This is a genomic window from Achromobacter sp. PD1, from assembly GCF_048541815.1.
GTDB classification, from domain to species: Bacteria; Pseudomonadota; Gammaproteobacteria; order Burkholderiales; family Burkholderiaceae_B; genus Achromobacter; species Achromobacter bronchisepticus_A.
Map to the genome: position 1 here is coordinate 4,025,676 of NZ_CP183349.1, position 26,345 is coordinate 4,052,020.

At 66.3% G+C, this 26,345-nt stretch carries 29 protein-coding genes; 17 read left to right on the forward strand and 12 right to left on the reverse strand.

The window, feature by feature from the left end; genetic code table 11:
• Positions 1-64 precede the first annotated feature (64 nt).
• The 5 genes from fahA (at position 65) to ACM1PE_RS19050 (ending at position 6,776) form a co-directional block, all read left to right on the forward strand.
• Complete coding sequence (gene fahA / locus ACM1PE_RS19030) at positions 65-1,375, forward strand: fumarylacetoacetase (protein WP_419340673.1); 1,311 nt, start codon at positions 65-67, stop codon at positions 1,373-1,375.
• Between the two features lie 71 nt (positions 1,376-1,446).
• Positions 1,447-2,406: a Bug family tripartite tricarboxylate transporter substrate binding protein gene (locus ACM1PE_RS19035; RefSeq protein WP_419340674.1), complete on the forward strand. Its 960-nt coding sequence runs from the start codon at positions 1,447-1,449 to the stop codon at positions 2,404-2,406.
• A gap of 65 nt (positions 2,407-2,471) precedes the next feature.
• Positions 2,472-5,141, forward strand: coding sequence for a DNA mismatch repair protein MutS (gene mutS / locus ACM1PE_RS19040; protein WP_347881386.1), 2,670 nt, complete (start codon positions 2,472-2,474; stop codon positions 5,139-5,141).
• Complete coding sequence (locus tag ACM1PE_RS19045; RefSeq protein WP_419340675.1) at positions 5,138-6,331, forward strand: JmjC domain-containing protein; 1,194 nt, start codon at positions 5,138-5,140, stop codon at positions 6,329-6,331. The genes mutS and ACM1PE_RS19045 overlap by 4 nt, the downstream gene beginning before the upstream one ends.
• Before the next feature lie 217 nt (positions 6,332-6,548).
• Positions 6,549-6,776: an endopeptidase gene (locus tag ACM1PE_RS19050; RefSeq protein ID WP_118933176.1), complete on the forward strand. Its 228-nt coding sequence runs from the start codon at positions 6,549-6,551 to the stop codon at positions 6,774-6,776.
• A 239-nt stretch (positions 6,777-7,015) separates the two neighbouring features.
• On the opposite strand, the gene bamC is transcribed toward ACM1PE_RS19050, so the two are convergent.
• From bamC to ACM1PE_RS19070, 4 genes are all read right to left on the reverse strand, one after another.
• A complete protein-coding gene (gene bamC / locus ACM1PE_RS19055; RefSeq protein ID WP_059371942.1) occupies positions 7,016-8,140 on the reverse strand; it encodes an outer membrane protein assembly factor BamC in 1,125 nt (374 codons plus the stop codon).
• 17 nt (positions 8,141-8,157) lie between these two features.
• Positions 8,158-9,063 (reverse strand): 4-hydroxy-tetrahydrodipicolinate synthase, encoded by a 906-nt coding sequence (dapA, locus tag ACM1PE_RS19060; RefSeq protein WP_059371940.1) that lies wholly within the window; start codon positions 9,061-9,063, stop codon positions 8,158-8,160.
• Between the two features lie 87 nt (positions 9,064-9,150).
• Positions 9,151-9,798, reverse strand: a complete 648-nt coding sequence (locus ACM1PE_RS19065) for a site-2 protease family protein (protein ID WP_059371937.1) — start codon at positions 9,796-9,798, stop codon at positions 9,151-9,153.
• 69 nt (positions 9,799-9,867) lie between these two features.
• On the reverse strand, positions 9,868-10,494 hold the full coding sequence (locus tag ACM1PE_RS19070; protein ID WP_059371935.1) for an L-threonylcarbamoyladenylate synthase: 627 nt from the start codon (positions 10,492-10,494) through the stop codon (positions 9,868-9,870).
• A gap of 86 nt (positions 10,495-10,580) precedes the next feature.
• On the opposite strand from ACM1PE_RS19070, the gene ACM1PE_RS19075 reads away from it, so the two are divergent.
• From ACM1PE_RS19075 to ACM1PE_RS19085, 3 genes are all read left to right on the forward strand, one after another.
• A complete protein-coding gene (locus ACM1PE_RS19075; RefSeq protein WP_059371933.1) occupies positions 10,581-11,435 on the forward strand; it encodes a neutral zinc metallopeptidase in 855 nt (284 codons plus the stop codon).
• Positions 11,436-11,618: 183 nt separating this feature from the next.
• Positions 11,619-12,155, forward strand: coding sequence for a hypothetical protein (locus tag ACM1PE_RS19080; RefSeq protein ID WP_054453268.1), 537 nt, complete (start codon positions 11,619-11,621; stop codon positions 12,153-12,155).
• Complete coding sequence (locus tag ACM1PE_RS19085; protein WP_419340676.1) at positions 12,152-12,916, forward strand: DUF1828 domain-containing protein; 765 nt, start codon at positions 12,152-12,154, stop codon at positions 12,914-12,916. The genes ACM1PE_RS19080 and ACM1PE_RS19085 overlap by 4 nt, the downstream gene beginning before the upstream one ends.
• A 7-nt stretch (positions 12,917-12,923) precedes the next feature.
• Here ACM1PE_RS19085 and ACM1PE_RS19090 read toward each other — a convergent pair whose 3' ends face one another.
• The gene (locus ACM1PE_RS19090; RefSeq protein WP_054453716.1) at positions 12,924-13,196 is read right to left on the reverse strand and encodes a hypothetical protein; all 273 of its coding nucleotides are present in this window, start codon (positions 13,194-13,196) and stop codon (positions 12,924-12,926) included.
• Between the two features lie 271 nt (positions 13,197-13,467).
• Positions 13,468-14,205, reverse strand: a complete 738-nt coding sequence (locus ACM1PE_RS19095; protein ID WP_419340677.1) for an ArsR/SmtB family transcription factor — start codon at positions 14,203-14,205, stop codon at positions 13,468-13,470.
• Between the two features lie 88 nt (positions 14,206-14,293).
• On the opposite strand from ACM1PE_RS19095, the gene ACM1PE_RS19100 reads away from it, so the two are divergent.
• Positions 14,294-15,562, forward strand: coding sequence for an MFS transporter (locus ACM1PE_RS19100; RefSeq protein ID WP_419340678.1), 1,269 nt, complete (start codon positions 14,294-14,296; stop codon positions 15,560-15,562).
• On the opposite strand, the gene ACM1PE_RS19105 is transcribed toward ACM1PE_RS19100, so the two are convergent.
• From ACM1PE_RS19105 to ACM1PE_RS19115, 3 genes are all read right to left on the reverse strand, one after another.
• Positions 15,522-16,154: an FMN-binding negative transcriptional regulator gene (locus ACM1PE_RS19105; protein ID WP_251882136.1), complete on the reverse strand. Its 633-nt coding sequence runs from the start codon at positions 16,152-16,154 to the stop codon at positions 15,522-15,524. The genes ACM1PE_RS19100 and ACM1PE_RS19105 overlap by 41 nt on opposite strands.
• 96 nt (positions 16,155-16,250) lie before the next feature.
• The gene (locus ACM1PE_RS19110) at positions 16,251-16,739 is read right to left on the reverse strand and encodes an N-acetyltransferase family protein (RefSeq protein WP_419340679.1); all 489 of its coding nucleotides are present in this window, start codon (positions 16,737-16,739) and stop codon (positions 16,251-16,253) included.
• Positions 16,740-16,791: 52 nt separating this feature from the next.
• Positions 16,792-16,986, reverse strand: coding sequence for a hypothetical protein (locus tag ACM1PE_RS19115; RefSeq protein WP_054453278.1), 195 nt, complete (start codon positions 16,984-16,986; stop codon positions 16,792-16,794).
• Positions 16,987-17,257: 271 nt separating this feature from the next.
• Between ACM1PE_RS19115 and ACM1PE_RS19120 the strand changes: the two genes are divergently transcribed.
• The 8 genes from ACM1PE_RS19120 to ACM1PE_RS19155 all read left to right on the forward strand — a co-directional run bounded on the left by ACM1PE_RS19120 (position 17,258) and on the right by ACM1PE_RS19155 (position 25,285).
• Positions 17,258-17,953: a DUF3313 domain-containing protein gene (locus ACM1PE_RS19120; protein WP_059371924.1), complete on the forward strand. Its 696-nt coding sequence runs from the start codon at positions 17,258-17,260 to the stop codon at positions 17,951-17,953.
• A 209-nt stretch (positions 17,954-18,162) separates the two neighbouring features.
• Entirely contained in the window at positions 18,163-18,330 is a 168-nt protein-coding gene (locus ACM1PE_RS19125) for a hypothetical protein (protein WP_165867876.1), read from the forward strand.
• A 105-nt stretch (positions 18,331-18,435) separates the two neighbouring features.
• The gene (locus tag ACM1PE_RS19130) at positions 18,436-20,079 is read left to right on the forward strand and encodes a hypothetical protein (protein WP_419340680.1); all 1,644 of its coding nucleotides are present in this window, start codon (positions 18,436-18,438) and stop codon (positions 20,077-20,079) included.
• Between the two features lie 69 nt (positions 20,080-20,148).
• Positions 20,149-21,051: a LysR family transcriptional regulator gene (locus ACM1PE_RS19135; RefSeq protein WP_059371919.1), complete on the forward strand. Its 903-nt coding sequence runs from the start codon at positions 20,149-20,151 to the stop codon at positions 21,049-21,051.
• Between the two features lie 189 nt (positions 21,052-21,240).
• Positions 21,241-22,179, forward strand: a complete 939-nt coding sequence (locus ACM1PE_RS19140; protein WP_419340681.1) for a hydroxymethylglutaryl-CoA lyase — start codon at positions 21,241-21,243, stop codon at positions 22,177-22,179.
• A gap of 53 nt (positions 22,180-22,232) precedes the next feature.
• On the forward strand, positions 22,233-23,411 hold the full coding sequence (locus tag ACM1PE_RS19145; RefSeq protein WP_419340682.1) for a CaiB/BaiF CoA transferase family protein: 1,179 nt from the start codon (positions 22,233-22,235) through the stop codon (positions 23,409-23,411).
• Positions 23,412-23,534: 123 nt separating this feature from the next.
• Positions 23,535-24,497: a Bug family tripartite tricarboxylate transporter substrate binding protein gene (locus tag ACM1PE_RS19150; protein ID WP_118933184.1), complete on the forward strand. Its 963-nt coding sequence runs from the start codon at positions 23,535-23,537 to the stop codon at positions 24,495-24,497.
• A 491-nt stretch (positions 24,498-24,988) separates the two neighbouring features.
• Entirely contained in the window at positions 24,989-25,285 is a 297-nt protein-coding gene (locus ACM1PE_RS19155; RefSeq protein WP_419340683.1) for a hypothetical protein, read from the forward strand.
• 132 nt (positions 25,286-25,417) lie between these two features.
• Here the strand turns inward: ACM1PE_RS19155 and ACM1PE_RS19160 are convergent, their stop codons facing one another.
• The 3 genes from ACM1PE_RS19160 to ACM1PE_RS19170 are packed head-to-tail and all read right to left on the reverse strand — an operon-like array spanning position 25,418 to position 26,326.
• Positions 25,418-25,576: a hypothetical protein gene (locus tag ACM1PE_RS19160; protein WP_419343850.1), complete on the reverse strand. Its 159-nt coding sequence runs from the start codon at positions 25,574-25,576 to the stop codon at positions 25,418-25,420.
• Positions 25,518-25,919: a hypothetical protein gene (locus ACM1PE_RS19165; protein WP_419340684.1), complete on the reverse strand. Its 402-nt coding sequence runs from the start codon at positions 25,917-25,919 to the stop codon at positions 25,518-25,520. The genes ACM1PE_RS19160 and ACM1PE_RS19165 overlap by 59 nt, the downstream gene beginning before the upstream one ends.
• On the reverse strand, positions 25,916-26,326 hold the full coding sequence (locus ACM1PE_RS19170) for a M15 family metallopeptidase (RefSeq protein WP_419340685.1): 411 nt from the start codon (positions 26,324-26,326) through the stop codon (positions 25,916-25,918). Before ACM1PE_RS19170 ends, ACM1PE_RS19165 begins: the two co-directional genes overlap by 4 nt.
• Positions 26,327-26,345 lie beyond the last annotated feature (19 nt).

Sequence of the window (26,345 nt, forward strand, 5' to 3'; positions counted from 1 at the left end):
GAACATGCGCGCAGGCCGGGCAGCGGCGCGCAGCCATACCGATAATGCCCGCGAGGAGTACACGATGCTGGACCACACCCACGCGCCCACCGCCCAGAGCTGGGTCAACGGCGCCGACGGCCATCCGGATTTCCCGGTGCAGAACCTGCCGATGGGCGTGTTCCGCCGCGATGGCGGCGCACCACGAATCGGCGTCGCCATCGGCGAACAGGTGCTGGATGTCCAGGCCGCCGTGGAACTGGGCCTGCTGGACGGACTGGACCCGGTCGCACGCCAAGCGCTGTCGGCGCGCAGGCTCAACGACTGGATGGCTTTGCCCGGCCCCACCCGCAAGGCTGTGCGGCACGCGCTGTTCGCCCTGCTGGACGCCGCACACCCCGGCCGCGCGCGGCATGAGGCCCATGCCGCGCGCCTGCTGCACCCGCAAGCGCAGTGCGAACTGCTGCTGCCCGCGGACGTGGGCGACTACACCGATTTCTATGCGGGCATCCATCACGCAAACCACGTGGGCAAGCTGTTCCGCCCCAACAACCCGTTGATGCCGAACTACAAGCACGTGCCCATTGCCTACCATGGCCGCGCGTCCTCCATCTGCTCGTCCGACACGCCCGTGCGGCGGCCCCGCGGCCAGGTCAGGATCGCGGCCGGCGTCGATACGCCGGCCTTCCGGCCCTCGGCGCAATTGGACTTCGAACTGGAACTGGCCATCTGGATCGGCCCCGGCAATGCCCTCGGGGAGCCGGTGCCGCTGGAGCTGGCCGCCGGCCACATCGCCGGCTACGGCCTGCTGAACGACTGGTCCGCGCGCGACATCCAGGCCTGGGAATACCAGCCGCTGGGGCCCTTCCAGGGCAAGAACTTCGCGTCCACGGTTTCGCCCTGGATCGTGACCAGCGAGGCGCTGGCCCCGTTCCGCCGCGCCGCGATGGCGCGCGGCGACGCCGATCCCGAACTGCTGCCCTACCTGCGCGACGCCAGGGATGCCGCCACCGGCGGACTGGAGATCGCGCTGCAGGCGTGGCTATCCACGCCGCTCACGCGCGAACGCGCGCAGGCGCCGCGCCAGCTGTCGGCATCCGACGCCCGCCACCTGTACTGGACGCCCGCGCAGATGGTGGCGCAGCACACGCTGGGCGGCTGCAACCTGCGCCCCGGCGACCTGCTGGGCTCGGGCACCATCTCCACGCCCGACGACAGCGGCCACGGCAGCCTGCTCGAACTGACGCACGGCGGCACGCAACCCATTACCCTGCCCTCGGGCGAAACCCGGCTGTTCCTGGAGGCCGGAGACGAAGTCACCCTGACGGCCCATTGCAGCCGCGAGGGTTTCCAGCGCATCGGCTTCGGCGCAAGCCGCGCGCGCATCATCGATTGACGTTCAATACCAGGCATCCCGCTAGACCTGGAGACGGCCGGCAAGCCGGCGGCACACAAAGGAGGAATGACATGAAGAAGATCCTGGCAGCAAGCATGATGGTCCTGACAAGCGCAGGCAGCGCCCCCGCGCTGGCACAGGACTTTCCCAACCATCCGATCCGCCTGATCATCCCGTACTCCGCCGGCGGCGTCACCGACGTGGTCGGGCGCGCCCTGGCCGAGCAGTCCGGCAAGCGCCTCGGCCAGACCGTGGTGGTCGAGAACAAGACTGGCGCCAACGGCACGCTGGGCGCGACCCAGATGCTCAACACCGCGCCCGACGGCTATACCGTCACCATGGTGCCCATCGGCATCTTCCGCATGCCGCACATCACCGGCACGCGCTACGATCCGGTCAAGGACCTGACCTACATCTCGATGATCGCCGGCTACAACTACTACGTCGCCGTCGCCTCGGACTCGCCCTGGAAGACGCTGGACGACCTGGTCGCCTACGCCAAGTCCAAGCCCGACACGATTTCCTACGGCACGCCGGGCGCCTACAGCAGCCAGCACATCGCCATGGTGCAGCTGGGCGAAGCCGCCCAGGCCAAATGGACCCACGTGCCCTACAAGGGCGACGCCGACGCGCTGACCGCCATGCTGGGCGGCCACATCCAGGTGCTGGTCGGCGCCAGCACGATCCTGCCCTACGTCGCCTCGGGCAAGGTCCGCATCCTCGCGTCGCTGGGCGACAAACGTTCCCCCGACCTGCCGGACGTCCCCACCCTGAAGGAAGCCGGCTATCCCGTGGTGCACACCTCGCCCTTCGGCATCGCCGGTCCCAAGGACATGGACCCGGCCGTCATCGCCAAGCTCGACGGCGCCTTCCGCGACACGCTCAAGGACGAAGCCTTCCTGGCCCTGCTGCGCCAGTCCGGCGTATCGCCGCAGTACATGGATACGGCGAGCTACACCAAAGCCGCCCACGCCAGCGCGGAAACCGAACGTGAGGTGATCAAGAAGTTGGGGAATATCATGAACAAGTGAGGTCCGGACAAAACCAGCATCCGTCCCTCCCCGCAGCGGTTCACGCGCCCGATACAATCACGGGCATGAATTCCGCAACGCAAAACACCGCCGCCGACGCCCACCCGGGCCACACCCCCATGATGCAGCAATACCTCCGCCTGAAAGCGGAGGCCGGTCCCTTGCTGCTGTTCTACCGCATGGGGGACTTCTATGAAATGTTCTACGAAGACGCGGAGCGCGGCGCGCGTCTGCTGAACCTGACGCTGACCAAGCGCGGCTCGTCCAACGGCACGCCGATCCCGATGGCCGGGCTGCCGGTGCATGCCATGGAGCAATACCTGGCGCGGCTGGTCGCCATGGGCGAGTCCATCGCCATCTGCGAGCAGATCGGCGACCCGGCGACGTCCAAGGGTCCGGTCGAGCGCCGCATCGTGCGCATCGTCACACCCGGCACGCTGACGGACGATGCGCTGCTGCCGGCCAAGGCGGACCGCGCGCTGGCCGCCGTGTTCGTGGGCGGCACCGCGCGCGCGCCCCGCGCGGGGCTGGCCTGGCTGAACCTGGCCAGTGGCGAATTCCGCGTGACCGAATGTGCGCCGGCGCAGCTGGAATCCGAGCTGCACCGCATCGCGCCGGCCGAGATCGTCTGCGCCGACAGCGCCGAATTCGATTTCCCGTTCGAAGGCGCGCGGGCCCGCGTGCCCGATTGGCACTTCGAAGCGGACAGCGCGCGCGCGCACCTGCTGGCGCATTTCAAGACCGATACGCTGGCGGGCTTCGACATCGAAGACATGCCGGCCGGCATCTGCGCCGCGGGCGCGCTGCTGCGCTACGCCGCCCGCACCCAGTCGCAGGCCCTGGCCCACGTGCAGAGCCTGTCGGCGGAACGCCCCGGCCAGTACGTGCTGCTGGACCCGGTCACGCGCCGCAACCTGGAGCTGACGCAGACGCTGTCGGGCGAAGATTCGCCGACGCTGTTCTCGTTGCTGGACGGCTGCCGCACGCCCATGGGCAGCCGGCTGCTGCGCCGCTGGCTGCACCATCCGCTGCGCGAGAACGAACAGGCGCTGGCGCGCCAGCAAGCCATCTCGGCGCTGTTGGCGGGCCGCATGGACATGGAGCAGACCTTCGGCGCGGCCGGCTTTGGTTCGGCCGGCCTGCTGGAGTCCTTGCGCAGCGCATTGAACGCCTTCCCGGACATCGAGCGCATCGCCGCCCGCCTGGCGCTGCGTTCGGTGCGCCCGCGCGAGCTGGCCAGCCTGCGCGACGCGCTGCAAGCCCTGCCGGCGCTGCGCGACCAGGTCGAGCCGATGGCGGATTCGCCGCGGCTGGGCGAACTGGTCTCGCACCTGTCGGTGGACCCGGCCCTGGCCGCCCTGCTGGTGCGCGCCATTGCCGCCGAGCCTGCTGTCGCCATCCGCGACGGCGGCGTGCTGGCGGCGGGCTTCGACGCCGAACTGGACGAGCTGCGCGGCCTCGCGGCCGACGGCGGCGACTTCCTGGTGCAGCTGGAAGCCCGCGAGCGCGAACGCACCGGCATCAGCAACCTGCGCGTGGAGTTCAACCGCGTGCATGGCTTCTACATCGAAGTCACCAAGGGCCAGACCGCCAAGGTGCCGGAGGACTACCGCCGCCGCCAGACGCTGAAGAACGCCGAACGCTACATCACCCCTGAACTCAAGACCTGGGAAGACAAAGTGCTGTCCGCCCAGGACCGTTCGCTGGCCCGCGAGAAATGGCTGTTCGAGCAATTGCTGGACGTGCTGGCCGAGCACGTGCGGCCGCTGTCGGACTGCGCTGCCGCCTTGGCCGAACTGGACGCGCTGGCCGCCCTGGCCGATCACGCGCGCCGCCACGACTGGATCGCGCCCGAACTGTCCGAACAGGCCGACATCGACATCGATGCCGGCCGCCACCCGGTGGTGGAACACGCCATCGAGCGCTTCACCCCCAACGGCTGCCGTCTGGAGCCGGCGCGCCGCATGCTGCTGATCACCGGCCCGAACATGGGCGGTAAATCGACCTACATGCGGCAGGTGGCGCTGATCGTGCTGCTGGCGCGCATCGGCAGCTTCGTGCCCGCGTCGCGCGCCCGCATCGGCAAGATCGACCGCATCTTCACCCGCATCGGCGCGGCCGACGACCTGGCGGGCGGCCGCTCGACCTTCATGATGGAAATGACCGAGGCGGCCGCCATTCTGTCGGCCAGCACGCCCAACAGCCTGGTGCTGATGGACGAAATCGGCCGCGGCACGTCCACCTATGACGGCTTGGCGCTAGCCTGGGCCATCGCCTGCCGCCTGCTGGCCCACAACCGTGCGCTGACGCTGTTCGCCACCCACTATTTCGAGCTGACCCGCCTGCCGGCGGAACAGCCGGCCTCGGCCAACGTGCACCTGGCTGCGGCCGAATCGGCCGGCGGCATCGTGTTCCTGCACGAAGTGCGCGAAGGCCCGGCCAGCCGCAGCTACGGGATCCAGGTGGCGCAGCGCGCGGGCGTGCCCGCCGCCGTGATCCGCCAGGCCTCGCGCGAGCTGGAGCGCCTGGAGGCCCAAGGCGCACCCACGCCGCAGCTTGGCCTGTTCGCGGCCGCGGCTGACGCCGACGCCCAGGCCTATGCCGAAGCCGACCGTTCCGACGACCTCGACGCCCTGGACGCCCTGCGCGAGGAACTCGCCGCCATCGACCCCGACAGCCTGACCCCGCGCGAAGCGCTGGACGCCCTCTACCGCCTGAAGAAGCACCTGCAATGAACCTCGATCATCCCTTGGCCCTGCTGGGCAACCACAGCCCAAACGACTTCATGCGCCGCTACTGGCAGCGCAAGCCCCTCTTGATCCGCCAGGCCATCCCCGGCTTCAAGCCGCCGGTCACGATCGCCGCCATCAAGAAACTGGCGCGCCGCGACGACGTGGAGTCGCGCCTGATCTGGCGCGAGAACGGCGAATGGCAAATGGAGAACGGCCCGTTCGCGCGCCTGCCCAAGGACAACGAAGGCGATTGGACCTTGCTGGTGCAAAGCGTGGACCTGCACAGCGATGCCGCATCCGAACTGATGCAGCTGTTCCGCTTCATCCCCGACGCGCGTCTGGACGACGTGATGATCAGCATCGCCAGCCATGGCGGCGGCGTGGGTCCGCACTTCGACAGCTACGACGTGTTCCTGCTGCAGGCCGCCGGCGAGCGCGAATGGCGCTATGGCCGCCAGAAGGACCTGTCGCTGGAGCCGGGCCTGCCGCTGAAGATCCTGAGCCGTTTCGAACCCGAAGAGACGGCCGTGCTGGCGCCCGGCGACATGCTCTACCTGCCGCCGCAGGCGGCCCACGACGGCGTCGCGGTGGGCGACGGCTGCATGACCATCTCCATCGGTTTTCGCGCGCCCACGCAGGCAACGCTGGCGCGCGGGCTGCTCGAAGCGGCCGCGGACCAGGTCATGGCGCGCGTCGGCCTCCTGGGCGGCCCCTATGGCGAGCCCGCCCTGCCCGGTCCGAAGCTGTCGGCCGTCTATCGCGACCCCGGCCAGCCCGCGGTCGACACGCCCGCCGCGCTGCCGGACGCGCTGGTGGCCGCCACGCTGGAAACCGTGGAAAAGCTGCGCTTCGACGATGCGCTCGCCTCGCGCTTCCTGGGCTGCTGGCTGACCGAGCCCAGCAATCTCAGCGTGTTCGACGCTCCCGAAGGCATGGACGTGGACCTGGAAGAAGACTGGCCTGCCGCGGGCCGGCTGGTGCTGGACCGGCGCAGCCGCATGCTCTATCGCGGCAAGCAGCTCTTCATCAATGGCGAGACTGCCATGGTGCCCGCGGACGCCGCCCTGCGTACGCTGGCGGACGCGCGCAGCCTGGATTGTTCGGATCCGTCCTGCGCCCGCCTGACCGACGAAGCGCGCTCGTGCCTGGCGGATTGGCTGGATTCCGGCTGGATCCGCTACGTCGCGGCGTAGCATCCCGACACGGCCCCGTATCAGTCCTGTACAGAAGGAAATCAGGTCTGATACGCGGGACACATCAAGAAAGAGATAACACGAAGCTGAAAGGTTTGTTGCCGTTGGGATGCGACCTTTTTAAATTTCATACGCGTTGCGCCCGCGTGTTCCTGTAGCCTGACTTCTGGTTTCCCCTAATGGGGTTTCAAGAGTCGTCATCTACAGGAGTCTAAAAATGATGAGCAAAACCTTGATTATTGCCTCGGTGCTGGCCGTCGCGCTGAGCGCCTGCAACAAGAAGGAAGATGCCCCGGCGCCCGCGACCAACCCCGCTCCGGGCGCAAGCACGCCCGCCCCCTCCACGACGCCCCCGGCCACCTCGCCGGCTCCGGCGCCCACGCCCAACACCACGCCGGGTGGCGGTTCGACCACCCCGGGCGGCTCGACCACGCCCGCGTCCTAATAAAAACTCAGCGACGAACCCCCGCTCTGAGGACGCAAGAAAAAGCCCCGGCTTTGCAGCCGGGGCTTTTTTGCGCCCGGAGGGCATATGCGCAAGGTGCGGCAAACGCACGCCCTCGCGGCGCGAAGCTCGCCCTCCCTGCGGCACGCAAGAGCCTCAAAGCGTGTCCGACAAAAAAAGAGGCCCCCGCAGGGGCCTCTCTTGTGCGGGCCTGCGCGTGAGCGCAGAACCGTCTGGTCTTACATCTTGTCCTTCAGCACGCTCAGCAGACGCTGGGCGGTGGCGCTATTGTCGCGCGCGCCATTGGCATCCAGCACGGTCACCACGGTCTGGTCGCCGCTGGCGGCCAGGTGGATACGATACTGAGGCGCCTCGGCCTTCTTGTCGCCCGAGAACATGCGGCTGAAGAAGCCCGGCTGCTCCATCTTTTCGCCCGTGTCGGTGTCGACATAGCGGACGAAGTAGTCGCCAGCCGAGCGGTCGCGGTCGTCCACGGCGAAGCCGCCGCCATCCAGCGCCACGCCGACACGGCGCCAGGCGCGGTCGTACGATTCGGCAACGAGCAGCGAGGCGCCCTGGGCGCGGACGTCCTGCTGCACGGCGGGTTTCTGCGGCGCGGCCTCGGCCTGCTGCACCAGCTTGCGGGCGTTGTCGACGTCGGAGCCCAGATAGACCATCATGCGCGCCAGCATGGCGGCGTTCAGGCCCGGGTCTTCCTTGCCGTTCTGCCATTGCACCTGCATGCCGTCGGCGCCGACGCGCTTCTCAAGCATCTGGCGATGGCTGACGTAGACCTCGGTGTGGCCGTTCACGCGTTCGACGCGCGTACGGAATTTCTCGCGCTCGCCGCTGTCCCAGGCCGACTCCAGCACCGCGCCCAACGCTTGGCGCAGCCAGCTTTCCGGGATCTTGGCGCGGTTTTCCGCCCAGTCGGTTTCGATCAGGCCTGCGCTCGGGTTGTTGCTTGCCACGGTGAAACCGCTTTCGGTCCAGAAGTCCACCAGACGCGGGAACACGTCTTCGGGAGCACGGTCCACGACCAGCCAGCGCAGGTCGCCGTCACGCTCGACACGCATGTCCTGGCGGCCGGGGAGCACGTTGCTGGTCTTGGGCTGGGAAGCTTGCGCCTGGCCCTGTTGCTGGAACTGCGAATAAGTGGTGGAGCCCGAAGCGGGCGCGCGATAGCGCGGATCGCTGTTGGCCTGGGTCAGGTCGGGGGGAATGCTGAGCGGCTCCCCACGCTGGGTGACGGCGCTCTTGTAGTTGACGGACTCTTCATTGCCCAGGAATTGATTGACCTCACTGCAACCGGCCAACAACACCAGAGACATCAATGCCGACAAACCGGCATGACGCTTGTTCATACGTATCCTCACGATATTTAGAGCAGGCCCGTTTCCTGGAGCGCGGCGCGCACGGTCGCGTGGTGCTGCGCCCCCAGTTCAACCAGCGGCAGCCGGTAGCCCAGTGCGCTGCGGCCCATTTCGGCCAACGCCCACTTGACGGGGATGGGGTTGGCTTCCACGAACAAAGCCTTGTTCAGACGCGCCAGGTACGCGTTAAGTTCACGCACCTTCGGCACATTGCCGGCCAGGGCGGCGGCACAGAGCTCACGCATGAGCTTGGGCGCCACGTTGGCCGTAACGGAAATATTGCCGCGCGCGCCCAGCAGGATCAGGGCGGCGGCGGTGGGGTCATCGCCGCTGAAGACCTGGAAGCTGGCCGGCGCTTCGCGCAGCAGCAGGCCGCCGCGGGCGATATCGCCCGTGGCGTCCTTGATGCCGATGATGCCCGGCACCTGCGCCAGGCGCAGGACCGTTTCGTTGCTCATGTCGGCAACGGTACGGCCCGGCACGTTGTACAGGATGGTGGGCAGATCGACGGCTTCCGCGATGGTGCGGAAGTGACGGTACAAACCTTCTTGCGAGGGCTTGTTGTAATAGGGAACGACCGACAGGCCAGCCTGCGCGCCCACGGCCTTGGCGTGGCGCGTCAGGTGGATGGCTTCGTCGGTGGAGTTGGCGCCCACGCCGGCGATGACCGGAATGCGGCCCGCAGCGTGTTCGACCGCAACGCGGATCAGCTCCGCATGTTCTTCCATGGAGACCGTGGGCGACTCCCCGGTGGTGCCGACCACCACCAGTGCGTCGGTTCCTTCCTGGATATGCCAGTCAATCAGCGACCGGTAGGCCGCGTAGTCCAGACTGCCGTCGGGCTGCATGGGAGTGACCAGAGCCACCATGCTGCCTTGGAAATTAACGCCTGCGGCGGTTGCAGGGGATGCCATAAATGTAGGGCTCCAAAACCCCGTGGCGGGATGCCCCAGGGCCAGAATCAAAGAAACCGTTAAGTTTAACGGATATTGGCTGAAATCCTACAGAAACCACTGGACGATGGTCGTCCCCAGGGAGAGTACCGGCCGCATCAATAGCCAGAGCACATCCGTCACCAGCAAGATGACGACGATCACCAGACCATACGGCTCTATTTTCGAGTATTGCCAGGCCAGGCGGTTGGGCAGCAGGCTGAAGAGGATGCGTCCCCCGTCCAACGGCAGGATGGGCAGCAGGTTCAAGGCCATCAGCACCAGGTTGACGTTCACGCCGGCCACGGCCATTTCGAACCAGAACGACTCCTGCAGGCCGGACTCCAGGAAGATGCGCAGCGAAAACGCCCACAGGACGGCCATGAACAGGTTGGCGGCGGGTCCCGCCAGCGCCACCCACAGCATGTCCTGCTTGGGCCGGCGCAAGCGGCCGAAATCCACCGGCACGGGCTTGGCCCAGCCGAACAGCATGCCCGGACTGCCCAAAAGCTTGGAGGCCAGCAGGATCGCCACCGGCACCAGCAGCGTGCCGACCGGATCGATGTGCCGCGCGGGATTCAGGCTGACGCGTCCAGCCTGATAGGCCGTGGGGTCGCCGAACATCCGCGCGACGTAGCCGTGCGCGGCTTCGTGCAAGGTGATGGCGAAGATGACCGGTATCGCGTAGACCGCAATGGTTTGGATGATGTCATTCATGGCGAACCGGATTGTAGATGAGCCGCGCGCCGGCGCATGCCGGCGTGCAGGTCGGCGCGGCGGGCGCGCTCAGGCAAGACCGAGGGTGGCAGGATCGCCGCGTCCGACGCGCACAACCACCGGGTCGTCGCCGGTGAGGTCGATCACGGTGGTGGGCGATTGCGGGCAAGCGCCCGCGTCGATGATGGCCGCCAGGGAGTGCTCATAGCGTTCGCGGATTTCTTCCGCGTCGTTCAACGCTTCGGTCTCGTCCTTGGGGATGAGCGTGGTGGACAGCAAGGGCGCCCCCACCTGCTCCAGCAGGCCCAGCATGACGGGATGGTCCGGCACCCGGATGCCGATGGTCTTGCGCGACGGATGCGAAACGCGGCGCGGCACTTCCTTGGTGGCTTCCAGGATGAAGGTCCAGGGTCCCGGCGTCGCGGCTTTCAGCAGGCGGTACTGGCGGTTGTCGACGCGCGCGAAGTGGCCGATTTCGGCCAGATCGCGGCACAGCAGCGTGAGATGATGGCGTTCGTCCAGGCCACGCAACCGCCGCAGTCCGTCGGCGGCGTTCTTGTCGTCCAGCCGCGCGACCACGGCATAGCTCGAATCGGTAGGCACCGCGACCAGCCCGCCATCGGCCAGCCATTGGGCCGCCTGCTTCAGCAGGCGCGGTTGCGGATTCGCGGGATGAATATCGAAATACAAGGCCATGGGTTTATCCTAACACTCTTGAAGGCCGCTCAGTACAGAGCGGCGATGCAAAATGGCGGGAACGCCGACCCGCCCGGAGAAACAGTATGCGCCTTGATGACTCGCGCGAAAGCGACAATGTGGAAGACCGCCGCGCAGGCGGCCCACGCATCGGCGGCCGCGGCACCATCGGCATAGGCACGATCGTGCTGGCCCTGGTCGCCATGTATTTCGGCGTGGATCCCAGCGTGGTCCTGCAAATGGCCGAAGGCCCGCCCGTGCAGCAACAGCAGGGCCCCGCCACCCGTCCGCCCGCCAACGACAAGCAGGCAGTGTTCGTCTCGAAGGTGCTGGGCGAAACCGAAGACACCTGGAGCGCCATTTTCCAGAAGGACCTGAACCGCCAATATGTGGCGCCCAAGCTGGTGCTGTTCCGCGGCGCCACGCCCACGGCCTGCGGCACCGGACAGTCGGCCATGGGGCCGTTCTACTGCCCGGGCGACAGCAAGGTGTACATCGACCTGGCGTTCTTCGACGAATTGCAGAACCGCTTCAAGGCGCCGGGCGATTTCGCCCAGGCCTATGTCATCGCGCATGAGGTCGGCCATCACGTCCAGCATCTGCTGGGCATCTCGGACCAGGTGGACAATCTGCGCCGCCGCAATCCTGCGCAGGCCAATGCCCTGTCGGTGCGCATGGAACTGCAGGCCGACTGCTTCGCCGGCCTGTGGGCGCAGCGCGCCAACGCGGCGCGCAACATCCTGGAAAGCGGCGACGTGGAAGAAGCCCTGACCGCCGCCACCGCGATCGGCGACGACCGCCTGCAAAAGCAGAGCCAGGGCTATGTGGTGCCCGACTCCTTCACCCACGGCTCGTCGGCCCAGCGCGTGCGCTGGTTCAAGCGCGGGCTGGAGAGCGGCAGCATCAAGCAGTGCGACACGTTCGGCGCCAGCTCGCTATAGCCGCGTGAACAAGCCCCGATGCGCCGCTGGTTGCGCTGTATATCCATACAGCACAACGAGCGGCGCAGTCTTCATCTTGTAAGATTACGCCCCCTCGCAGTGTTGCGCGTGCGCCCGCCGCCGCGCGGCGTTTGCCAGGCGCGCTGCCCGGCGCGCGCATTTCCAAGACCCTAGATCAGTTCCATGGCCAACAAGTTCGAACCGTTAATCACCGTTGATGAGGTGCAAGAGATTCTTGCCGAACCCAAGGAAACCGTAAAACCGATCGCCTGGGTCCCCAAGCCCGCCGCCAGCAATCTCCAATGGATGGAATTCGCCTGTGCCTGCCGGGTCAAGGGTGAAGTGCGCGAAGACGTGATCTTCCGCGCCACCTATCGCGGCGCGCGCACGGCAGTGCATGGCCAGGCCACCATTTTCCTGGCCGAGGCGTTCTGCGCCAGCCTCTTCGTGGGTCCGCACCGCGTGTTCGGCGTGGACACCGACGACTCCTTCCATACCAGCCTGGTGGGCGAAGGCCGGCCACAGTACCGCAAGCCGCTTGCGGACCGCAGCCATGAACACATCTGGGTGGACGATGGCGAAGGCTACGCCGAGCCCATCGTGCCTGCCCTGCAGAATATCGGCGCGCTGATGCAATACTTCCTGCCGCGGGCGAACCTGACGCTCACCGGCGGATTCGCGCATCCCCTCAAAGGCCGCCAAATCGAACTGATCCTATGAGCACTTTCCTGGAAGCCTCCGGCTGGACCGTCCTGCCGGCGGGCGAGCACGCCATCCGCGCCATATCGCCCATGACCCTGGGCCTGGACGGGCAGCATGCGGCCTTCTTCATCGCGCATCCCGACGAGTCCACGTTCCACCTCACCGACGCCTGTGAGACCGCGATGCACGCGTCCAGCTATGGCATCGACCTGGCGGCCAAGCGCATCGACATCCTGAATGAAACGCCGGGCGTCAGCCTGGCGCACTTCGACCGCGACGGCGCCATCGTCGCCAGCGGCCCCAACGAACAGCTGCAGGAAGCGCTGTGGGACGCGGTCAAGCTGGCGATGGCCCTGTCGTTCCAGTGCGCCAAGTGGATGCCGAAGTTCAGCCAGCTGCGCTTCCGCGCGCAGGTCGGACGGGCATTGACGGCGGGCGTGGGCGTGAACCGCATGGTCAAGGGCGCGCGCGCCAAAGGCAGCAGCGGCCACACGGCCGATTTCGCCTTCGCCGTGCGCGCCGCCAGCAGCACCGCGCTGACGTACATCGAACCGATCGCCCTGAAGGCCGGCAAGAAAATGGACTGGACGCAGGTCTACCAGACCCACGGCAAGATGTCGGACGTGAAGATGGCGGACGCGCGCAACTCGCGCATGGTCATCCTGGAGGACGGCGCCTCGGCCGAGGAATTCAAGAAAGCCGTGACCATCCTGGAACAGTCCGCAACCGTGCAGACGCTGGCCAAGACGCGCGATTGGCGGGAAGTCTTTTCCGGCTAGGACGGCGTCAGGCTGGCAGGTTGGTCAGGCCGTCGACGATTTCGCGGCCGTGCAGGATCGCTGCATGCACCGCTTCGCGCGGACTGTAGACAAAGCCGCCCTCGGCAAAACGCGGAACCGGATATTCGTCGCCGCCTTCGAGCACGGCGCCAGCCTGGACCACCATCACCGACGCTATGAATACGGGGCCGCTGGATTGCGCCTGAACCTCGGCGTCTGCGCCCCGGGACACTTTGGCCGTCAGCCGGTATCCCTTGTAGATCAAGTTGTTCTGATGCACTTCGGATGCCCTCTTTCTGCGACCCAGCATACCCCGCTTGTCCATGACAGTTCGGATATGTTTTGTAACGTGGGCAGAAAATAGAAACACTGTTGCAGCGCAAGAATTGTGTCCCCGTTTTTTGAGGACGCTGCGCGCGAAGCACCTGCGCACCGCATGGCCAGGGTTGGCGCGGCTTGCGGCGCGACGCGGGATGCTGTCGCAACCCGTCGCCGCACAGGTTCACGGGGATTTCCCTAGATCTGTTGCATATGCACACCTTGTTGCGGCTTCAAGCCGCAACATGGCGGTCCTGCCGCGCAGTCGCCGCGGCCGGCTGCTCACCGGCCGGTCCAAAGAAAGCGGGAAACTGCTTTTCGCCCTTTTTCGTGACGCTCAGCGCACGTGAATCCAGATCCTTGCTGATCCACCCCCGGCGCGTCAGCGCCTCCAACAGCGCCGCGCCCAAGGCGCCGCCCAGATGCGAGCGGCGCTCGCTCCAGTCCAGGCAGGAACAGGCGAAGCGCCGCCGGCGTTGGCGCGCCTGCGACACGTCCACGCCTATCTGCGCCAGCGCCGCCTCGCCCAACGGCGTCAGCAGGTAATCGCGCCCGTCCGCCGTAAGCCATTGGCGCGACAGCATGGCGTCATGGATGCGCACGGCCAGCGTGCCCGCCATGTGGTCATAACAGGTGCGCGCCTCCCGCAGCGCCGACGGCGTGCTGGGTTTGAACGGCACGCGTTCCGCGCCAGCCACCACCAGCAAGGCCTCCAACGCGTGTCCGACCTCGCTGTTGGCCAGGCGGTAGTAGCGGTGCTTGCCCTGCACGGCCATTTCCACCAGCCCTTGTTCCCGCAGGCGCAGGAAATGGCTGCTGGCGGTGGAGGCGCCGATGTCGGCGGCAGCCGCCAGTTCGGTCGCGGTGCGCGCGCGGCCGTCCAGCAGCACGCACAGCATGCGGGCGCGGGCCGGATCGGCGATGGCGCCAGCCACGGCGGAAAGATTGATGTCGGCGAACTCGGATTCCATGATTCGTCACAGACCAAAGTGTTGTGTGCAGAGTCAAGCATACTGCGACTCAACACAACAAGACAGCAGCCGGCCTGCCCGGACACCCATGCCCGCATCCCGGAAATTCTTCGGCTGGACAGTGCTTTACGCCACCTTCGTGCTGGCGATCTTCGGCTGGGGCGTCGGCTTCTACGGCCCGCCCGTCTTCCTGCATGCCGTGGCGCAGCGTACCGGCTGGGGCGTGGCCCTGGTATCCGGCGCCGTCACGCTGCACTTTCTTTGCGGCACCGTGGTGGTCGCCAACCTGCCGCGTCTGTACCGGCGCTGCGGCGTGCCGGCAGTCACGCTGGGCGGCGCCGTGCTGCTGGCGTTCGGCGTGGGCGGATGGGCCACGGCCGCGCAGCCCTGGCAGCTCTACGCAGCCGCGCTGTTCTCGGGCATGGGCTGGGTGACGTTGGGAGCCGCCGCCGTCAATGCGTTGATCTCACCCTGGTTCGTGCGCCGCCGCCCCGCCGCGCTGGGCATGGCCTACAACGGCGCCAGCGTCGGCGGCATCGTCTTTTCGCCCTTGTGGGTTTACCTGATCGGCCAGGCGGGATTTGACCAGGCGGCCTTGTGGGTGGGCGCGGCGATGGTGGCGGTGATCGCCGTGCTGTCGCGCCAGGTGTTTGCCCTGACACCGCAACAGCTCGGCCAAGAGCCGGATGGCGCTTGCGCTGCGACTCAGGCGCCGGCGGCTGCGGCAGGCATCGCCCCGCCCGCGCCGGTGGCGGACCTGTGGCGCAACCGCGCCTTTATCACCTTGGCTGCCGGCATGGCGCTGGGCCTGTTCGCCCAGATCGGTCTGATCGCGCATCTGCTGTCCCTGCTGGCGCCGCTGCTGGGTGCGCAGACTGCCGGCCTGGCAATGGGCCTGGCCACGGCCGCGGCCATAGGCGGGCGCACGCTCGTCGGTTGGCTGATGCCTGCCGGCACGGACCGGCGCAAAGTCGCCTGCCTGGCCTACGCCATCCAGATCGCCGGTTCGTTGATTCTGATGTTGGCCGCCGAGCACGCCTGGGCCATCTGGTTGGGCGTTCTGCTGTTCGGCTCAGGCATAGGGAACGCGACCTCGCTGCCGCCGTTGATCGCGCAGACAGAGTTCGCCCGCGAAGACGCGCAACGTGTGGTCCCGCTGATCGTCGCCATGTCGCAAGGCGCCTACGCCTTCGCGCCCGCGTCGTTCGGCATGCTGCGGGCATGGTCCGAACAGGCCGGACAGCCGCTGCTCTGGTTCCTGGCGGCGGCGGCCTGCCTGCAGGCTGCCGCCATCGCCAGTTTCGCGTGGGGGCGGATTACTCCAGCCCGCCGCGGCGGGCAACCAGCCCGGCCATGACCGCATCGCCGTTTTCCGCCGCCAGGCCTTCGGCCACGCCGCGCCTGTCGGCAAGCGTGCGGTTTTGACTGACCTTCCATTTGCCTTCGATGCGCGCAATGGGGATCTCCACGCCGACGATGGCACGCATCTGGGCGGCGATGAAATCCGCAGGCGCGTCGGCCACGCGCCAAGGCTGCGCGCGCGCCCTTTCCTGGCTGTCGGTCAGCGCATCCAGCTGGGCCCGCAGCCAGGCCGGATCATCCTGGATCACCGGCACGCCCCAGGCGTGCACGGCAACGAAGTTCCAGGTGGGCACGACCTTGTGCGTCTCGGCCTTGGTCGGATACCAGGACGGCGTGACGTAAGCCTGCGGCCCATGGAAGACGACCAGGCATTCGCGGCCTGCAGCCAGGTCGGCAAGCTGCGGATTGGCGCGAGCCACGTGCAGGCGCAATACGCCATGCGGCCCCTCGGGATAGAGCAAACAGGGAATGTGGTTCGCCATCAGCCCCCCATCCCCGCTGGTCGTGAGCACGCCCAGGGGGTGGGCGCGGATGAATTCGTGCTGGACTTCGGGCGAGTCTTCGCGAAAGGCGGACGGCAGATACATGGCGGGTTCGGCGGTAGCGGCTGAAAACCACAACATACCGCCATCGTGGCTCCATTTCCAGGACCAGCCAAGGCTATTTTCATGGAGCCAGAAGCATCAGACCGGCAAGGGCTTTTCCAGCAGGACGGTAGTGAAGCCGCTGTTCCATTCCTCGTCAGGATAGGTATCGATCTCGGCGTAGCCGTGCTTGCCATAGAACTGGCGGCTGCGCATGTTGAAAGAATCAGTCTCCAGCCGCGCGCGTGCGAATCCCGCGCCCTGAATCGCCGCTTCCATCCATGCCAGCAAGGCGCCGCCAACGCCCTGCCCTTGTCTTGCGGGATGCACGTGCAAGGCCCAGATGAAGTCGTTCTCCCAATCCGCCATGCCTGCCAGCACGCCGTCGATTTCGCACACCATGAAAAGACTGCCCCTGGCGCTCACATACTGGGCCGTCTTGCCGCTGGCGCGGAACTGCTGGTCCCTTTCCGCCGTCATTTCCGGCATCCATGTGCTTTCGTAGGTGCGCATCAGCAGGTCTTCGAGCATGACTGCGTCCTCAGGCCGGGCCGGCCTGATCATGAATTTCTGTTGTTGGTCCGTCATGCGCGGCAGTGTAGCAATGCCCGCCGCGGCCGCCGGGCAAAGATGCGCGCGCTTATCGTCGCACGCGCTCGTATGCCTGGTTCATGCGATCCCGCGCCCCGGTTTCGTTGGCGTAGGCGCGATCATAGTTGTCCAGGCAATCCTGGGTGGGATTCGGCCACTTGATCGCGGCGATCGCGGCGGTGAGCTCGTCGCGGGCCCGTTGCCAGTCCTTGACGGCGGCATACCATTGCTTGGCAGTGTCCATAGTTGTCTCCCTATGTTCACTCGTCCATCGTAGTCCCGCGGCGGCTTTCCGCGGCAGCTATTACGGCTTACCCGCTATGGAGCCTTCGACGCCCCCTCGATCCTTTGTTTCAGTTTTCCCAAAATGGAATTCTGCTTTGCAACGAAACGGGGTGTCCATCCGAGCCAAAGCGGGAAATCCGGCGCGAAACGGGGCAATAATTGGGCCGCCCGCGGCGCGCGCACGGTCTTTCCATCTGCAGCCCGGGTGCCATTTTCAGGAAGAGAAGAATATGAAGATCCGTCTCGCTCTGGCCGCCTGCTGTGCAGTGATCGGCCTTGCCGGCTGCACCAACCTGCCCAAGCCGCAGAACTATTCCACGTCCCTGGGTGAAAACCAAAGCCGGCTGAAACAGGATCCCGACTGGAGCGCCGGCATGGTCTGGGTTCGCCCCGGCCCGCCCATCGGCAGCCAGTACCCGAAAAAAATCATCCTGGAGCCGGTGCAATACATCCAGGGCGACCGGCCGGACGAGCTGGACCTGAAGGCCGACAGCGCCATGCGCGAGCGTGTGCTGGCCTACCTGAATGAAGCGATACGGCGCGAGTTCGAGCAAGCCGGCTATCAATTGCTGACCCGGCCTGCGCCGCACGCGCTGCGCCTGAGCGCGGCCATCACCGGCACCTTCCGCAACGAGCGCGACCCCAGGATTACCGAGTACATCCCCATCGGTTTCGTGATCGGCCAGACCGTCAAGGCGGCCGGTTACCGCGATCAGTCCGCGCGCCTGCTGCTCGAAGCCGCGCTGCGCGACGCCAACACCAACGAACTTCTGATCACCTCGCTGGGCACCGTCACGGGCGGCAATCTGCCCGCTGACCGCAAGCCCACCGTGGACGACGTGCGCAGCGCCATCGACGATTGGGCGCACCACGCGCGCGAACAGTTCGACCGCATCTGGCTTGAGGACAGGCCCGAAGCTGGCTAGACCGCGCATCAGCACAGGAAGGAGTGTCCTATCAGCTATCAGTGTTGATGGGCCCTGATCCATCAGGGCGGAACAGAACGGGCTAAAGCGGGTCGAATCCATCGCATTTTTCACCTGAAAATCACGATGTGATGAATATTGACGTCAACCCTCACTTACCCAGTGCCACGGCTAATGCTACTGTTCCGCCTGTGCAAGGAGTACATGCAATGGATCAGAAAACCAAGCCCTGGGCTTTTCCCAAGCCGCATCCGGAAAATACCCCGCGGGGCGAACGCAACAAACAGGAGTTCGACGCTCCTGCCCAAGACCCGAAACCCGCGCCCAAGCCGCGCGCGAAGAAGGAGACGCCGGCCGCCAGCCGGGCTCGCACATGAGCCCGGCCGGGCGCCCCGACCCGCTCCTCGAATAAGCTTATCCCGCCTGCCCATGGCCCTGCGCCCGCATTCGCGATCGACGGCGCTCGTATCGCGGAATCCAGCATGGCCATGATCGCCGATACGCCGCTGCGAGGCAGCGGCAAGATTACCGGAGTGTTCTTCGACCCAGCAGGGGAAATCGCGGCCGTGGCCTCCGAGTTTCCCCTGCTCGCGCACCCTCGCGCCCGCGCGGCCTATGGCGGCCAAACGCTGCGCTATCGCGTGGCGCTGTACCGCCGCGGCAGCCCCATCCCGTTCGCGGCGTTCGACGAGCTGCGCCATCCCGTCAACCACGTCGCGTTCCATCCCGACCAATCGGTGGTCGCGATCGGCACCGGCCGTTATGACGGCGGCTATCTGTTCGAAGGCGACCTGCAGGTCTGGGACTGGCGCAGCGGACTCTCCCGCCGGTTCTTCCACGACATCCCCGAAGTTGCGCATTGCGCCTTCGACCCCGCGGGCGACGGGATCGAGGCGTGGGTGCGGCCCTGGGACGAGGAATGGGAAGGCCTGCCCGACGATCCGCCCGACGCCGCGTTCAGCACGCTGTATGTCGTGCGCGCGCCCTACGGCGAAGCAACCTGGTCCGATGCCGGACCGCGCGAACTGGAACTGTCGAGCGACGCCATCGCGCCGGCAGCAGATTCCCCCGCGCCTGCGCCTGAATCCCGCCTCGCGCAATGGCTTGGGCTGCCGCAACTGGCGAGCCGCAACGCCATCCACGATCTTGCGTGGTTGGACGCCAAGCGCATCGCGGTGGCGCATGGCGGCTGCCTGCTGGAAATCCACGGCGTCGAAGACGGCTTGATCGCCGCATACTCCGGCGCCGGCCATGGCGCCGAGATCATCCGGGCGGCAGGCATCCATGTACACGTCGTGGAGCCCTCGACGCGGCCCGACATGAAGTGGCGCCAGGACTCCCGGCTGTATACGCTGACGGACAAAGGACTGGACCTCGTCGGCGAATACGACGGCGAATACACGTTCTCGGCCTCGTCACAAGGCGTAATGCTGGGCCGCAGAAACCGCATCCCCGCTACCAGAGGCGCACGCGACCTGCTGCGCGACCTGGGCTCGGGCGCCGAACTGCGCGTGGACCTGGGCCATTACGACTGCTTCAATCACTACATCCGCATCAGCGGCGCGCCGTCGCCGTTCTGTGTGCAGGGCACGCCTGCAAGCTCCCATGAGGCCAAACGCCTGTGCATGGTCATGCCCGACGGCCAGATCAAACCGCTCTGGCCGGTGCTCAAGGCCAATGGCAAGCCCGACAGCCACGCCATGGAGCTCAGCGGCTGCTATGTCGAAGACGCGCAAGGCGCGGGCCTGGTCATCAGCGGGCGGCACTACTCTCCCGCCGTCAGCGCCGCCTGCGCCGGCTTCATCTATCGCAAGCCGCTGGACCGTGACCGCGAACGCTGGCGGCATCCCACCACCGCCTCGGCCAGCGCGGTCGTCTTCATGCCCGGCCCCGGGCTGGTCGCCGCCTCGTTCCTGGACGGCGGGCTGCTATTGCTGGATGCCGCTTCGGGTGAAATCCAATTGCGCGCCCGGATGCGGCTGGAAGGCCTGCCTACGCTGGTCTTCGCCCTCGATGCCCACGAGGAAAAGCTGGCTCTGGGAACGGCCGATGGCCGGATCGCCGTCATCACGGTCGGCGAACTGCTGGCGCGCGGCGCGGCGCAGGAATGGGTGGAAATCGGCTAAGCGTAATCCCCTAGGCCGGCGGCGCTAGACTGCCGCTATCCTCGCGGACGTGTATCTCCGCGACTCCCCATGACCCCTCGTCTGGATCTGTATACCCTGCAGGTGTTCCTGGCCGTGCTGGAAGAAGGCAGCATCGCCGCCGCCGCCGCGCGCGAACATATCGCGCCATCGGCGCTATCGAAGCGCCTGTCCGAACTCGAACGCGTGCTGGACGTGCCGCTGTTCCAGCGCCATGCGCGCGGCGTGGAACCGACCAGCGCCGCACGCGCATTGGCGCGGCGCGCACGCGCGCTACTGCATCAAACCCAGGACCTGGCCGCCGAAATCCGCGACTACTCCGCCGGCCTGCGCGGCCGGGTGCGCGTCGCGGCCAACCTGTCTTCGATCGCGCAGTTCCTGCCGATGGAACTGCGCCGCTTCCTGACCCAGCACCCCAACGTGCAGATCGACCTGGAAGAATCCGTCAGCGCCGGCGTCACCCGCGCGGTGATCGACAACGCCGCCGACATCGGCGTCTATACCCAATCCGACGACGAAAACGGACTGGACATATTTCCCTACCACCGCGACGTCATGGCGCTGGTGGCGCCATCGGGGCACCCCTTGTCGCGGCGCCGGCGGGTCTCTTTCGCCGATACGCTGGATTACGACCACGTCGGCATGCACCGGGGCAGCGCCGCGAACTATCTGTTCACGCGCGAAGCCGCTTCCATGAACCGTTCCCTGCGGCTGCGCTTCCAGGTCACCTCCTACGACGCGCTGGTGTCCATGGTGCGCGCGGACCTGGGAGTCGGCATCGTGCCCACCGAGGCCCTGTCCGCCTATGTGTGCGACGAGCTCTGCATCATTCCGCTTACCGACGCCTGGGCGCAGCGCCAACTGAAGTTGTGCGTGCGCAGCAATGAATCGCTATCGGGTGCCGCCCGGCTGCTGCTGGATCATCTGATCGCCGAAGCCGCAAAGCAGCAATAGGACGCGCGGGCCGGCCCGGGCGCGACGCCTGGATCCCGAGCCATCGCGTTTCGCGATCCCCCGCCGAAGATTCACGATTTGTCCTGCCTGGGTCCATCGCAGAAGATGGAGGCCGACCACCCATATCCCGGACATCGCCGCGCAAAGCCCTCGCGGGCGCAGGATCCGGATGCCAGGAGACGACCAGCCATGAGCCTTCCAGACCGAGTCGAAATCGTGGAAGTGGGCATGCGCGACGGATTGCAGATCGAATCCGAGTTCGTGCCCACCGACACCAAAATCCAGATCCTGAACGCGCTGATCGACGCAGGCGTGCGGCACTTCGAAGCCACCTCCTTCGTTTCGCCCCGCGCCGTGCCGCAGATGCGCGACGCGCAGGAAGTCCTGCAGGGCGTGCGCAAACGTCCGGGCGTGGTGCTGGGCGCGCTGGCGCCCAACCGCAAGGGCGTCGAACGCGCGCTGCAGTCGCAGGCCGACGAGGTCGTCGTGTTCCTGTCCGCCACGGAAAGCCACAACACCAAGAACCTGAACCGCCCTGTCGAACAGTCGCTGCGCGACATCGAGGACATCGCGCAGCTGCTGAAAGAACACCCCATCAAGCGCAAGGGCGCCATTGCCGTCGCTTTCGGCTGCCCCTTCGAAGGCGACGTGGACCTGGGCCGCATCCGGACCATCTTCGACCACTTCGCGCGCCAGGGCTTCGATGCCGTGACCTTGGGCGACACCACCGGCATGGCCACGCCCCGGCTGGTGCGTCACACGGTCGAGATGCTGCGGGCCGATCATCCCGGCATCAAGATCTCGCTGCACTTCCACAACACGCGCGGCATCGGCCTGGTGAATGTGGTGGAAGGTCTGCGCGCCGGCGTGACGTCCTACGAATCCTCACTGGCGGGGTTGGGCGGCTGCCCGTTCGCGCCGGGCGCCACCGGCAACATCTGCACCGAAGACCTGGTCTACCTGCTGGACGAGATGGGCGTGGACAGCGGCATCGACCTGGGCGCGCTGATCAAGGTGGCCCAACGGCTGGAAGGCATCGTCGGCCGCGGCCTGCCCGGCCAGTTGATGAAGGCGGGGCCGCGCCTGCGCCTGCACGACTACGCCGTGGCCGCCGGCGCGATCGGCTGAGCCAAAACGGGATCTTCGGGATAGCCAGAACAATAACCACGCACCAATACGCCATGCCACTTACCGGAATCCGCATCCTGGACCTGACACGTATCATCTCCGGGCCGTACTGCACATCCATACTGGCCGACATGGGCGCCGAAGTGATCAAGATCGAGGCGCCCGGCGAGGGCGACCCGATCCGCCGCCAAGGCGTGATCCGGGACGGCCTGAGCTGGTATTTCGCCAACTACAACCGCAACAAGCGGTCGGTGACGCTGGACCTGTACAGCGCCGAAGGCAAGGACATCCTGCGCCAGCTGATACCCCACTGCGACGTCGTGATCGAGAACTACCGGCCCGGCATCATGGACAAGATGGGCTTCGGCGACGAGGCGCTGAAAGCGTTGCGGCCGGACATCATCCATTGCAGCATCAACGGCTTCGGCGCGTCCGGCCCCTATCGCGACCGCCCCGCGTTCGACTTCATCGCCCAGGCCATGAGCGGCTTCATGAGCCTGAACGGCGGCGAAGACGATCCGCCCATGCGCGCGGGGCCCCCCATCAGCGACCTGGCCGCAGGCCTGAACGGCGCGCTCGGCGTGGTGGCTGCGCTGCTGCGCCGCGAACGCACCGGCCGCGGCGACTCCATCAGCGTCAGCCTGCTGTCCAGCATGATCGGGCTGCTGAGCTTCCAGGCGTCGAACTACTTCGCCAGCGGCGAGCTGCCTCCCCGCACCGGCAACGACCACGGCATCGTCGCGCCTTATGGGCTGTTCGAGACCGCCGACGGCCAGGTCGCGATCGCGCCGTCCAACGATGCCATGTACGAAAAGCTCCTGGACGCGCTGGAGCTGCCCGAACTGCGCGCGCATCCGGAATTCCAGGCCAACGCCGACCGCATGCTGAACCGCGCATCCATCAAGTCCGCCATCGAAGCCCGCACCCGCCAGAAGGACAGCCACTACTGGATCGAACGCCTGAACCGGTACGGTGTGCCCTGCGGACAGGTGCTGAACCTGCAGGACGTGTTCGACGACCCCCAGGTCGCGGACCAGCAGATGGCCATGGACGTTGCGCATCCCGATGGCCAGCAGGTGCGCATGCTGGGCTTTCCGATCAAGTTCGCCGAGGCGCCCTGCCAGATCCGCAGCCCTGCGCCCGAGCTGGGCGCGGACACCGAATCGGTCCTGGAGGAACTGGGCCTGTCGCACGACCGGATCCGGGAACTCCGCGCGAAAGGAACCGTCTAGCCAACCAGGGACCTGAACCCGCCCGCCGCAACCGAACCCGCAGTACGCGTCAGCAGCATCCGCAGCAACCGACGTCTGGCGATCACGACCGGACGCGCCCACCAAGGAATGGAGACCACAATCATGCTACGTGCCCTAATGTTCTCGGCCTGCGCGCTCGCCGCCTGCGCCCCCGCCGCCGCGCAGCAGTACCCGAACCAGCCCATCCGGGTCATCGTGCCGTTCACCCCCGGCGGCGGCACCGACTTCCTGTCGCGCACCGTCGCCGCCAAGCTGTCCGATTCGGTCAAGTGGAACGTCGTCGCCGAGAACCGGCCGGGCGCCGGCGGCACCATAGGCATCACCACCGCCGCGCGCGCCAAGCCCGATGGCTACGAGATCGTCATGGGCCAGGTCGACAACCTGGCCGTGGCGCCTTCGCTCTACACGAAGCTGGCCTATGACCCGGTCAAGGACTTCGAACCCATCGGCATCGTCGGCGAAGCGCCGCTGGTGGTCGTCGCCAACAAGAACGGCCCGTACAAGTCCCTCAAGGACCTGATCGCCGCCGCCAAGAAGGCGCCCGGCACGATCAACTACGGCTCGCCGGGAGCCGGCACCATCACGCACCTGGCCGCCGAACTGCTGCAACTGCAGGCGGGCATCAAACTCGTGCACGTGCCCTACAAGGGATCGGGTCCGGCCATGGCCGACCTGCTGGGCGGGCAGGTCCCGGTCATCTTCACGTCCATCCCCTCGGCCGCGCCGCAGATCAAGGCCGGCAGCGCCGTGCCGCTGGCCGTGACCTCGCTCAAGCGCAGCCCGGCCATGCCTGACGTGCCCACCATCGCGGAATCCGGCTATCCCGACTTCGACGTGCGCGTCTGGTATGGGCTGCTTGCTCCCGCCAACACGCCCAAGCCCATCATCCAGACGCTGAACACGGAACTGAACAAGATCCTCGCGCTGAAAGACGTCCAGGATGCGCTGGCCGCGCAAGGCGCGACCGCCATGCCGACCACCCCTGCCCAGTTCTCGCAGACCATCGCAGCGGACTACAAGAAGTGGCGGTCGGTCATCCAGTCCGCCAACGTGAAGCTCGAATAGCATCCGATCCAGGCCTTGCGGCTGCCATAAGTACCACTGACCGCCGCTGAATTTCAACGCACGCGCGGCTTTGAGAACAGCCTAGACCAAACGCATGCATCGTCTCATGCGTATGCACGACACTCCCCTCGGAAGCGTCGCGCATACGCTTGGATGATGGACCGCAGCAGCATTGACAGGGAAAGAGCCAGTCGAGACGATGACCTCAGCGCCACAGGTTTCACCATGGCGCAAGTGAAGGAGGCTCATCATGTCAATCTCATGCAGACGACTGGAGGATGTGATTGCGGTCTCGGCAGCAGGAGACCAGTACCGGATCGAGCGACATATCATTCAAGAACCCGCGACGGACGACAGTCCCGATCCGCACATAGTGCTGCAATGCCGCCTGTCCACCGGCGGCGCCGTGATCTGGGAGGGGAAAGACGTGTACAGGCTGAAGTCAGGCGAAATCCTCAGGCCAGTAAATCGGCGGAAGAAGAAGAGTCCATTTGAAGGGTAGCGAAGAAAAGCCCGCGGCTTGCGCCTGCGGGCTTTTGTTTGGGCTACGCCGCCAATGCGGTTTCCGTTTCAGCTTCGAAGATGTTGGTCCAAAAATCGTCCCACGCAGCCTTGCTTCTTTCATAACCTATCCGGATTTCCTGCTCTCATTCCGGCGATTTTCTGATTTCCTCGTCTATGGCTGCGCGCAGGCGCAATCGATGCTGGATATCGACTTCACCGATGAGCATCTCCCAAAAACGCCAGTTGCCGAGATGGTTTACGAGCCGCACGCTCAGCATGACTGAAGCCGGCAAGGGCGCCGCCGCGCCGACAGCGCCGAAATCCACTTGGTCATCAACACTTTTCTACCTGGGTCAAGTAAAAAAAATGGTCTGCCCTTTAAGAATGAACGGGCGCTGAAACATGGTCGAGGCGCGCTAGGTTTTCTCCCATGCCTGCACCACAGCGCGCTGCCTTGCCGCGCACTCCCCATATAGCGCCGCCAGGAAGATATAGCTGCGCGCAAGATCGTCCCAGCTATCGCTCGTCACCTCGGGCACTTGCGGACACTGCTGCGCCAGGTTGGCCGGCAGAATTGGCCAGGCGACCGACTTCGTTGATGTGCCGCAGCCGCTCAGCGTCAATGCGGCAGCCAGCAGGCAAAGGACTCTGGACTTCGACACGGGTGTACCTCTCGATGATCTTCGGGCTGGCGCCGCGCAACGCGGTAAGCGCGCCTTCCAGGGATTCGGATATCCCGCCCAGGCGCGTCGTCTGACGCTGGAACTCGGTGAGCTCGGCCAGCGTGTAGTCGGCATTGGCCTGGTCTATTCCGGCGCGGTACTGAACGGCGCCATACCAGCGCACACACAGGAAGGCGGCGGCCACCAGGACGGCGCCGATCAGATACGGCGCCAACGCGCGCAGCGATGCGTTCATGCGCGTCCCTTCCAGCCGCGCGGGATCTGGAAGTGCGGGCCGTCCTTGAGCGTCTTCCAGTCGCCGCCCCATTCCACCGGAACGCCGAGCTCGGTCGCGCAGGCCTTGACCACCTGCGCCAGGCCGGCGAAGGCCTGCCAGTTGCTCCAGGGAATCACCCCATCAATCAGCGGCGCCAGGTCAACGGCATGGCTCAGGCCGTCCGCCTGCGGCAAGTGGTAGCTGTCCATCGTCTGGCTGGCGCCACGGGCGACGTACTCGCGTTGCCGCTCAAGGGTGCGAACGCCTTCCACCACAGTGAAGTCGACCGTCGTGCGTTGAATCGCCAGTTGGACGATCTCGGCCAGGTCGGGATGCACCCCGACCAGGCGGTCCAGGCTGCGTTGGGATAGTTGGAAAGTACTCACGGATGAAGTCTCCGCATGA

Bases quoted from the DNA above. Each gene is read 5' to 3' on its own strand.
- fahA (WP_419340673.1), top strand. From the start codon at position 65: ATGCTGGACCACACCCACGCGCCCACCGCCCAGAGCTGGGTCAACGGC.
- ACM1PE_RS19035 (WP_419340674.1), top strand. From the start codon at position 1,447: ATGAAGAAGATCCTGGCAGCAAGCATGATGGTCCTGACAAGCGCAGGC.
- mutS (WP_347881386.1), top strand. From the start codon at position 2,472: ATGAATTCCGCAACGCAAAACACCGCCGCCGACGCCCACCCGGGCCAC.
- ACM1PE_RS19045 (WP_419340675.1), top strand. From the start codon at position 5,138: ATGAACCTCGATCATCCCTTGGCCCTGCTGGGCAACCACAGCCCAAAC.
- ACM1PE_RS19050 (WP_118933176.1), top strand. From the start codon at position 6,549: ATGATGAGCAAAACCTTGATTATTGCCTCGGTGCTGGCCGTCGCGCTG.
- bamC (WP_059371942.1), bottom strand. From the start codon at position 8,140: ATGAACAAGCGTCATGCCGGTTTGTCGGCATTGATGTCTCTGGTGTTG.
- dapA (WP_059371940.1), bottom strand. From the start codon at position 9,063: ATGGCATCCCCTGCAACCGCCGCAGGCGTTAATTTCCAAGGCAGCATG.
- ACM1PE_RS19065 (WP_059371937.1), bottom strand. From the start codon at position 9,798: ATGAATGACATCATCCAAACCATTGCGGTCTACGCGATACCGGTCATC.
- ACM1PE_RS19070 (WP_059371935.1), bottom strand. From the start codon at position 10,494: ATGGCCTTGTATTTCGATATTCATCCCGCGAATCCGCAACCGCGCCTG.
- ACM1PE_RS19075 (WP_059371933.1), top strand. From the start codon at position 10,581: ATGCGCCTTGATGACTCGCGCGAAAGCGACAATGTGGAAGACCGCCGC.
- ACM1PE_RS19080 (WP_054453268.1), top strand. From the start codon at position 11,619: ATGGCCAACAAGTTCGAACCGTTAATCACCGTTGATGAGGTGCAAGAG.
- ACM1PE_RS19085 (WP_419340676.1), top strand. From the start codon at position 12,152: ATGAGCACTTTCCTGGAAGCCTCCGGCTGGACCGTCCTGCCGGCGGGC.
- ACM1PE_RS19095 (WP_419340677.1), bottom strand. From the start codon at position 14,205: ATGGAATCCGAGTTCGCCGACATCAATCTTTCCGCCGTGGCTGGCGCC.
- ACM1PE_RS19100 (WP_419340678.1), top strand. From the start codon at position 14,294: ATGCCCGCATCCCGGAAATTCTTCGGCTGGACAGTGCTTTACGCCACC.
- ACM1PE_RS19105 (WP_251882136.1), bottom strand. From the start codon at position 16,154: ATGTATCTGCCGTCCGCCTTTCGCGAAGACTCGCCCGAAGTCCAGCAC.
- ACM1PE_RS19110 (WP_419340679.1), bottom strand. From the start codon at position 16,739: ATGACGGACCAACAACAGAAATTCATGATCAGGCCGGCCCGGCCTGAG.
- ACM1PE_RS19115 (WP_054453278.1), bottom strand. From the start codon at position 16,986: ATGGACACTGCCAAGCAATGGTATGCCGCCGTCAAGGACTGGCAACGG.
- ACM1PE_RS19120 (WP_059371924.1), top strand. From the start codon at position 17,258: ATGAAGATCCGTCTCGCTCTGGCCGCCTGCTGTGCAGTGATCGGCCTT.
- ACM1PE_RS19125 (WP_165867876.1), top strand. From the start codon at position 18,163: ATGGATCAGAAAACCAAGCCCTGGGCTTTTCCCAAGCCGCATCCGGAA.
- ACM1PE_RS19130 (WP_419340680.1), top strand. From the start codon at position 18,436: ATGGCCATGATCGCCGATACGCCGCTGCGAGGCAGCGGCAAGATTACC.
- ACM1PE_RS19135 (WP_059371919.1), top strand. From the start codon at position 20,149: ATGACCCCTCGTCTGGATCTGTATACCCTGCAGGTGTTCCTGGCCGTG.
- ACM1PE_RS19140 (WP_419340681.1), top strand. From the start codon at position 21,241: ATGAGCCTTCCAGACCGAGTCGAAATCGTGGAAGTGGGCATGCGCGAC.
- ACM1PE_RS19145 (WP_419340682.1), top strand. From the start codon at position 22,233: ATGCCACTTACCGGAATCCGCATCCTGGACCTGACACGTATCATCTCC.
- ACM1PE_RS19150 (WP_118933184.1), top strand. From the start codon at position 23,535: ATGCTACGTGCCCTAATGTTCTCGGCCTGCGCGCTCGCCGCCTGCGCC.
- ACM1PE_RS19165 (WP_419340684.1), bottom strand. From the start codon at position 25,919: ATGAACGCATCGCTGCGCGCGTTGGCGCCGTATCTGATCGGCGCCGTC.